Genomic DNA, 801 nt, shown 5'->3' with positions numbered 1-801 from the left:
GGTGCCCCACAGAGATATTGGTAGAAACCCGGTTTCTAGACCTACAGGTTGGGAGGAAGAAACCGGGTTTCTAGAAGGATTTTGGTTTCCCCACAGAGATGTTGGTAGAAACCCGGTTTCTAGACATATCGTAGGGAGAAGGAAACCTATTTAGAATTATATCAGCCAGAAAAGCCACCAAAAACGAAAGCAAAGAATATAGGAGATAAACTCATGGAACCGGAATACGATCTCTCAAAAATGAACAGAAGACCCAACCCTTTTGCCAAACAGTTAAAAAAACAAGTCACAATTTATCTGGGAATCGACGCGATCGAATATTTTGAAAGAATGGCTCAAGAAGAAGGGGTATCTTATCAAGAAATCATCAATCTTTATTTGCAAGATTGCGTCACTTCTCAACGCAAGTTATCTGTCAATTAGTTGATTTTACTCTCTGGTGAGGAGGAAGAAACCGGGTTTCGAGAAGAGTGTTGGGTTCCCTACAGAGATATTGGTATAAAACCGGTTTCTAGACAGATAGCTTGGGGAAGAAGAACCCCGGAGAGATATCGTTAGGAAGAAGAAACCGCTTGGGAATCAATTCCCAAGCTAATAGCGAAAATCCTCTTAAGAGGATTAAAGAACAATCAAATTAGGTCAGTCCACTTCAGTGGACTTTTGCTGTGAGCCTTGAAATTTATTTCAAGGCGGGATTGAGCGTAGAGAGGAATAAACCGCTTCTACCCCAACCCTCTTCAAAGTCCCCCTTTTTAAGGGGGATTTAGGGGGAGCAACCCCAACCCTCTTCAAAGTCCCCCT

General features: G+C 42.6%; 1 protein-coding gene. It reads left to right on the top strand.

Annotated features, from left to right (window positions below; genetic code table 11):
* The first annotated feature begins 240 nt into the window (after window positions 1–240).
* Window positions 241–423 carry an antitoxin gene (locus LKE08_RS01360; protein WP_324702395.1) on the top strand — a complete coding sequence of 61 codons (183 nt, stop codon included), beginning with the start codon at window positions 241–243 and terminating at the stop codon, window positions 421–423.
* The last annotated feature ends 378 nt before the right edge of the window (window positions 424–801 follow it).

The sequence above is a fragment of the Lyngbya sp. CCY1209 genome, assembly GCF_035615495.1.
GTDB lineage: Bacteria > Cyanobacteriota > Cyanobacteriia > Cyanobacteriales > Microcoleaceae > Limnospira.
Note: the sequence above shows the minus strand (reverse complement) of the source record. Positions and strands in the feature narration are given on the sequence as shown.

Coding starts and splice junctions, on each gene's coding strand:
- LKE08_RS01360 (WP_324702395.1), top strand. CDS start 241: ATGAACAGAAGACCCAACCCTTTTGCCAAACAGTTAAAAAAACAAGTC.